General features: G+C 71.3%; 5 protein-coding genes and 1 tRNA gene. 4 read left to right on the top strand and 2 right to left on the bottom strand.

The window, feature by feature from the left end; translation table 11 throughout:
• Positions 1-1,238, top strand: a 1,238-nt coding sequence (locus ACO1BR_RS27990; RefSeq protein ID WP_426797884.1) for a tyrosine-type recombinase/integrase, incomplete at its 5' end; no start/stop codon positions are given.
• 47 nt (positions 1,239-1,285) lie between these two features.
• Here the strand turns inward: ACO1BR_RS27990 and ACO1BR_RS27995 are convergent.
• Positions 1,286-1,359: transfer RNA gene (locus tag ACO1BR_RS27995), tRNA-Thr, on the bottom strand.
• 213 nt (positions 1,360-1,572) lie between these two features.
• On the opposite strand from ACO1BR_RS27995, the gene ACO1BR_RS28000 reads away from it, so the two are divergent.
• From ACO1BR_RS28000 to ACO1BR_RS28010, 3 genes are all read left to right on the top strand, one after another.
• Complete coding sequence (locus ACO1BR_RS28000) at positions 1,573-2,709, top strand: ABC transporter ATP-binding protein (protein ID WP_426797885.1); 1,137 nt, start codon at positions 1,573-1,575, stop codon at positions 2,707-2,709.
• A 463-nt stretch (positions 2,710-3,172) separates the two neighbouring features.
• Positions 3,173-3,589, top strand: a complete 417-nt coding sequence (locus tag ACO1BR_RS28005) for a hypothetical protein (RefSeq protein WP_043265609.1) — start codon at positions 3,173-3,175, stop codon at positions 3,587-3,589.
• Between the two features lie 30 nt (positions 3,590-3,619).
• Positions 3,620-4,348 (top strand): nucleotidyltransferase family protein, encoded by a 729-nt coding sequence (locus ACO1BR_RS28010; RefSeq protein ID WP_426797886.1) that lies wholly within the window; start codon positions 3,620-3,622, stop codon positions 4,346-4,348.
• Between the two features lie 213 nt (positions 4,349-4,561).
• Here the strand turns inward: ACO1BR_RS28010 and ACO1BR_RS28015 are convergent, their stop codons facing one another.
• A complete protein-coding gene (locus tag ACO1BR_RS28015; protein ID WP_426797887.1) occupies positions 4,562-6,136 on the bottom strand; it encodes a DoxX family protein in 1,575 nt (524 codons plus the stop codon).
• Positions 6,137-6,296: the final 160 nt, after the last annotated feature.

Consider the following 6,296-nt stretch of genomic DNA (forward strand, 5'->3'; position numbering starts at 1 on the left):
GCGACGAGAGCAATATCAGGGTGCATCTCAAACCGCGGATCGGGCACTTGCGACTCGATCGCCTCCGGGTCACCCACCTTTCGGAGATGTTCGAGGCCATCGCCGAGGCCAACGTCGAGATCGCGGAAGGCAACGCAGCCCGCCGCAAGGCGTTCGAAGACCTCGCCCAGATCCCCTGGAAGGGGCGCGAACACCGCGCCCGCCGCAAGGTGTTGAAGGCCACCATCGCCGAGATGGAGCCTTTCCGCCGCATCGTCACTCCGGCCACGCGCCAGCGCATCCGCTCCACGCTGCGGGCCGCGCTGAACGCCGCGATCGCCCAGCAGCTGATCACCTTCAACCCGGCCGCTCACGTCGAGTTGGAGGCGGGCAAGCGCCCCAAGGCGCTGGTGTGGACCGAAGAGCGGATCCTTCACTGGAAGCACACGGGCGAGAAGCCCTCGCCGGTGATGGTCTGGACGCCGGAGCACACCGGCCTCTTCCTCGACCACGTCGCGGAGGACCGCCTCTACGCGCTGTGGCACCTGATCACCTTCCGCGGGCTGCGGCGAGGCGAGGCGTGCGGGCAGAGGTGGACCGACACGCACCTCGACGACGGCCGCCTCACCGTCGCCAAGCAACTCGTCGTGAGCGGCTGGGAGGTGTACGAGGACGATCCCAAGACCGACGCGGGCGCCCGCACCATCGCGCTCGACTCGGACACGGTCCAAGCCCTCAAACGGCACCGCGTCCAGCAGGACAAGGACCGCGAGGAGTGGCGCAGCGCGTGGGTGGAGACCGGACGCGTCTTCACCAGGGAGAACGGCGAGATGCTCCACCCCGCCAACGTCACCCGCCGCTTCATCGAGCTGTGCGAGGAGATCGGCCTCCCGCCGATCCGGCTCCACGACCTGCGCCACGGGGCGGCGACCCTCGCCCACGCGGCCGGCGCCGACCTGAAGGACATCCAGGAGATGCTCGGCCACTCCTCGATCGCCATCACGGCGGACACGTACACGAGCCTGCTGCCGGAGACCGACCGGGCCATCGCCGAGGCCGCCGCCCGCCTCGTCCCCCGCGCCCGCCGGACGGAACAGGCCACCGAGACCGAGGACAACCTCGAATCGGACGAGGAATCCGGGGCCGAAGCCATGACGGACGGTGCCGCGAAATCCGCAGCTGAGCCACGCCCTGCTGCCCCATCCGCTCACGCACCGCGCACGCAAACGGCCCCGGACGAGGAGTCCGGGGCCGAGTAAGACGCCTCCCCGGGGGAGAAACCCCAGGTCAGCGGCTTGATGTGCAGAGCCCCCTGTCGGATTCGAACCGACGACCTTCGCTTTACAAGAGCGGTGCTCTGGCCAGCTGAGCTAAGGAGGCGTACCGGGAGAAGTGTACCCAGGCCGACCGGATGCCGGTTGCCTTATTTCGTGGGTGCGGGGCTACTGACACCGGGCACCGGCCCGGGTAGCGTCGCGTGCAGTCTCAGTGCTGTGGACTACACCACTCTCCGGTGTGCGTCCCGGTGGTGGGCGACAACACTCCTTTACTCGGATCGTCCGGCACGTTCCTGCCGGTGAAGGGACACACATCATGGCTACGGTCACGTACGACCAGGCGACCCGGATCTACCCGGGTTCCGACAAGCCCGCCGTCGACAAGCTCGACATCGCTATCGAGGACGGCGAGTTCCTCGTTCTCGTAGGGCCCTCCGGATGCGGTAAGTCCACCTCGCTGCGGATGCTCGCGGGGCTGGAGGACGTCGACGAGGGGGCCATCCGCATCGGGGACCGGGATGTCACGCATCTGCCGCCCAAGGACCGGGACATCGCCATGGTGTTCCAGAACTACGCGCTCTACCCGCACATGACGGTCGCCGACAACATGGGGTTCGCGCTCAAGATCGCCGGAGTGCCGAAGGCCGAGATCCGGCAGAAGGTCGAGGACGCTGCCAAGATCCTGGACCTGACCGAGTACCTGGGGCGCAAGCCGAAGGCGCTGTCCGGCGGTCAGCGGCAGCGGGTCGCGATGGGCCGGGCGATCGTCCGGGAGCCGCAGGTGTTCCTGATGGACGAGCCGCTGTCCAACCTGGACGCCAAACTGCGGGTGCAGACCCGCACCCAGATCGCCGGGCTCCAGCGCCGGCTGGGCATCACGACCGTCTACGTCACCCACGACCAGGTCGAGGCCATGACCATGGGCGACCGGGTCGCCGTCCTCAAGGACGGGCTGCTCCAGCAGGTCGACTCGCCCCGGAACATGTACGACCGCCCCGCGAACCTCTTCGTGGCGGGCTTCATCGGCTCGCCGGCCATGAACCTCGTCGAGGTGCCGATCACCGACGGCGGCGTGAAGTTCGGCAACAGCGTCGTCCCGGTCAGCCGTGACGCGCTGGCCGCGGCGTCGGCGAAGGGCGACACGACGGTGACGGTCGGCGTACGGCCGGAGCACTTCGAGATCGTCGAGCAGAACGGCGCCGCCGCGCAGTCGCTGTCCAAGGAGGCCGCGGACGCGCCGGCCGGACTGGCGGTGACGGTCAATGTCGTCGAGGAGCTGGGCGCCGACGGATATGTGTACGGGACGACCGAGGTCGGCGGGTCGGTGAAGGACCTTGTCGTACGGGTCAACGGACGCCAAGTCCCGCAGAAGGGCGCCCAGTTGCACGTCGTACCGCAGCCGGGCGAGACGCATGTCTTCTCCACGTCGTCGGGCGAGCGGCTGAGCGACTGAGCGGACGGGCGGACAGGTAGGGGCAGGGGTCGGTTTACTGCTGTGGCACCTGACTGACTTCTGAGGTTCCTCACTGCTGTGGTCCCTCACTTCTGTGGTCCCTGACTGCCGTGGTGGCTGACATCTGTGGTGGCTGACTGCCGTGGTTGCCTTGCGGCGGTGGCCGTTCGGGGGCGGTGACTGCGGCAGGTCCATCAGGACGAGTGCCGGGGTTTACCGCGGCGGCGGTGTGGGGTAATGCGCGCCCCGCACCGCCGGCGCGGTGCCTCCGGGGCCTTACCCGGCCCGGATCGGCGGCCCCGGAGCGGGGTCCCGGCACGCCGTCGCGGAGCCGCAACAGGCGCCCCGGAAAACGCTTTTCGTACCAGTGCGTCAACCCAACAACCGCACCGACGAGCCATTCCGTCCCCCGATGAGGTGACCAAATGTCGCCAAATCATCACTCCTCGCTACCATCACCTCCGTGAACTCCGCAGCCCGCCGTATCGGCCGAACTCTCGCCCTTGTCCTCCCCGTCGTCCTCGTCCTCTCCGGGACCCTCGCGGTCACCCGCGTCCCATGGGCATCGACGACCACCGGATCGCAGATGCTGACCGCGTCCTCCGGGAAGGTCTCCACTCAGGCCGGCCCCCGCGCCGCCCAGGACGTGCTCCGCGACCGCCTCCTCGTCGAACTCCAGGAGAAGGATCCGGGCGTCGCCCTGACCGACCTCCAGGAGGCCACCACCGCGCGGCCCTCGCTGGCCAAGCACTGCGCCTCCATCGCCCGTGCCCTCGGCCGCGCCGCGGTCGCCAAGTACGGTGCCGCACACCGCGCCCAGGCGTTCTCCCGCCCGGTCTGCGACACCTCCTTCGCCTCCGGCGTCGCCGCCGCCCAGTGACCTTCCCTCGCACCGCATAAGGTGCGAACCATGACAGGCGCCGCGCATCCGTACCCCACGCAGGCCGTGGTCCTGGCCGGCGGCCAGGGCTCACGACTCCGCCCGTATACCGATGACCGACCCAAGCCGATGGTCGAGATTCCCGGCACCGGGACCCCGATCATCGGCCACCAGTTGAACTGGCTCGCCGAGGAGGGCGTCACCGACGCCGTCATCTCCTGCGGGCATCTCTCCGAGGTCCTCCAGGAGTGGCTGGACCGGACCCAACTCCCCCTGCGCGTCACGACCGTTGTCGAGACCGAGCCGCTGGGTCGCGGCGGCGGCCTGAAGTACGCCGCCGGCTTCCTCCCCCGCCCGGACGAGCCCTGGTACGCCACCAACGGCGACATCTGGACCCGCTTCCCGCTCCGCGAGATGGCCGCCTTCCATTACGAGCGCGACGCCGCGGCCACCCTCGCGCTGGCCCGTCCGCGCATCCCCTGGGGCGCCGTCGAGACGGACGCGTTCGGGCACGTACTCGACTTCGTCGAGGCGCCGCCCTCGCCGTATCTGATCAACGCGGGCGTCTACGTCTTCTCCCCCGCCTTCACGGAGCTGCTGCCCGACCGGGGCGACCACGAGCGCACCACCTTCCCGCGCCTCGCCCGCGAACGCCGGCTGGCCGGCTATCCGCTCCCCCACGGGTCCTACTGGCGCGCCATCGACACCGCCAAGGACCTCACCGAGGCCGCCGAGGAGCTGACCGCGCACGGCCGTTGAGCCGGGCGGTGGCGCGGCCCGCGGGGCGGTACGAGCCCGTACGGTGCGGGCGGGCGGGTCTGTGCGGTACCGGGGGGGCGGGCGGCGCCTACGGGGCCGTGTGGGCCCGCACAGACGACTGTCCCCGGCCGCTCCGCCGCCCCGTGGGGCCGGGTGGCCCGTAGGGGGTCGGTCGGAGGGGTCGGGGACCGGATTGCGCGGTGAAGGACGGCGTCAGCCCAGCAGGCCGCCCAGGGTGCCGCCGCGGCCCGATTCGCCGCCGGATGAGCCGCTGTTGGAGCTGCCGGTCGTACCGCCGCCGGTGCCGCCCGAGCCCGGCGACTGGGTGCGGGCCGGGGAGTGGGTCGGTGCCGACTGCTGCGTGGCGCTGCTGGTCGCGCCGAACTGGCGGGAGCTGCCGCTGCTGCTGCCGCTCGACGGGGAGCCGGAAGCGGACGGTTTACCGGACTTGTGGGGCTTGTGCGAGGCGCCGGCGGAGGGCGCGCCGCGGTGGTCGGGGGTGCGGCCGGGCCGGGTGGCGGTGTGGCCGGGGTGCGGCAGGGGGGATCCGGGGAGGTTGTTGATGGCGGGCTCGCCGGGCTTCGGTACGGGCGCGACCCTCGCGGACCGTACGGCGCCGCCGAGCAGCGAACCGACGAGCAGGGTCAGTCCGGCCACCACCGCGGTCAGCACGGCGCCGCGGCGCAGCACCCGGCGGCGCAGCGCGCCGACCTCGACGCGCGGGCCGAGCCGCCGCCACGCCTCACCGGCGAGCCGGGCGTCCATGGAGTAGACCGGGGCGCCCGCGATGATCAACGGGCTCCAGGCGGCGAGGTAGATGATGTCGGGGGCGTCGTAGGCGGGGACGGTGCGCCAGCTCACGGTCATCAGCAGCGTCGCGGAGAGCAGCGCGCCGAACGTGGCGGCGACCCGCTGCCACAGGCCGCAGATGGTCAGTACGCCGACCACGACCTGGAGGAAGGCGACGGTGAGCCCGGCGCCGACCGGGTGCGCGACCGCGAAGTCCCGCAGCGGCACGGCCATTTCCCAGGGGTTCAGCGACAGCAGCCAGGTGACCATCGAGCCCCGCGCGCCGCCGTCGAAGTAGACGGGGTCGCAGAGCTTGCCCATGCCGGCGTAGACGGAGATCAGGCCGAGGAAGATGCGCAGCGGCAGCAGGACGACGCCGAGGTTCATCCGGCGGCCGGGGTAGTACGCATGCCGGACGCTGTCGCCGCCGCGCCGTCTGGCGCCGGCGTCGTAGAGCTCGCGCGCCTCGAACCGCTCGTCGTCCTGGCCGCCGTCGCCGTACGCCGGCCCGCCGTACGCCCGCTCGCCGCGCACCGCGCCCACGGGGCGCGCGCCGCGCAGCAGGGTGCCGTCGGAGTCGGCGGGGCCGCGCTGGCCGATGACGGTGGGGGTCGGGGGGTCACCGAGGCGGACCCGGGGCAGGACCTGGGTCGTGCCGACGTCCTCGGTCCGGTCGCCGTCCAGCCCGACGCCCGCGTCGCGTACCGCGTGCAGGAGCTGGGTGGTGGCGCCGGCCGAGCCGCCCGGTTCGGTGCGGCCGCTCCAGACCACGGGCGCCCGGCGTCTGGCGGACGGTGCGCGGAGAGCGGGGATGCGCGCGGGCTCGGGCAGCCTTCCGGTCGCCACGGGAGTGGCGAGCTGTACGCGGAAGCTGGCGTGGTTGACGATGACCTGCGCGGGATCGCACGGCACCTTGACCGAGCTCAGGACCGGCTCGTCATCGAAGCCCGGCGAGCGTCCCCCCGTAGGTGTGCGGGGTGTTCTGGTGTCCACGCTCATCTAACCGAGTGACCCGCGGTTAAGACACTGCTTTGACCGGGCCGATCTGTCCGAGACCCGTCAAAACGATCAGGGACACGCTGGAAGACACACAGAGCGTCAGGCTTTGCCCCGGGCGGGGAGGGGTTCCCCTCCCCGCCCGGGGAACCATCGTCCACCG

Source organism: Streptomyces sp. YGL11-2, from assembly GCF_050054615.1.
Classification (GTDB): domain Bacteria; phylum Actinomycetota; class Actinomycetes; order Streptomycetales; family Streptomycetaceae; genus Streptomyces.

Excerpts from the sequence above, each read along its gene's own strand:
- ACO1BR_RS28010 (WP_426797886.1), top strand. The coding sequence starts at position 3,620 with ATGACAGGCGCCGCGCATCCGTACCCCACGCAGGCCGTGGTCCTGGCC.
- ACO1BR_RS28000 (WP_426797885.1), top strand. The coding sequence starts at position 1,573 with ATGGCTACGGTCACGTACGACCAGGCGACCCGGATCTACCCGGGTTCC.
- ACO1BR_RS28015 (WP_426797887.1), bottom strand. The coding sequence starts at position 6,136 with ATGAGCGTGGACACCAGAACACCCCGCACACCTACGGGGGGACGCTCG.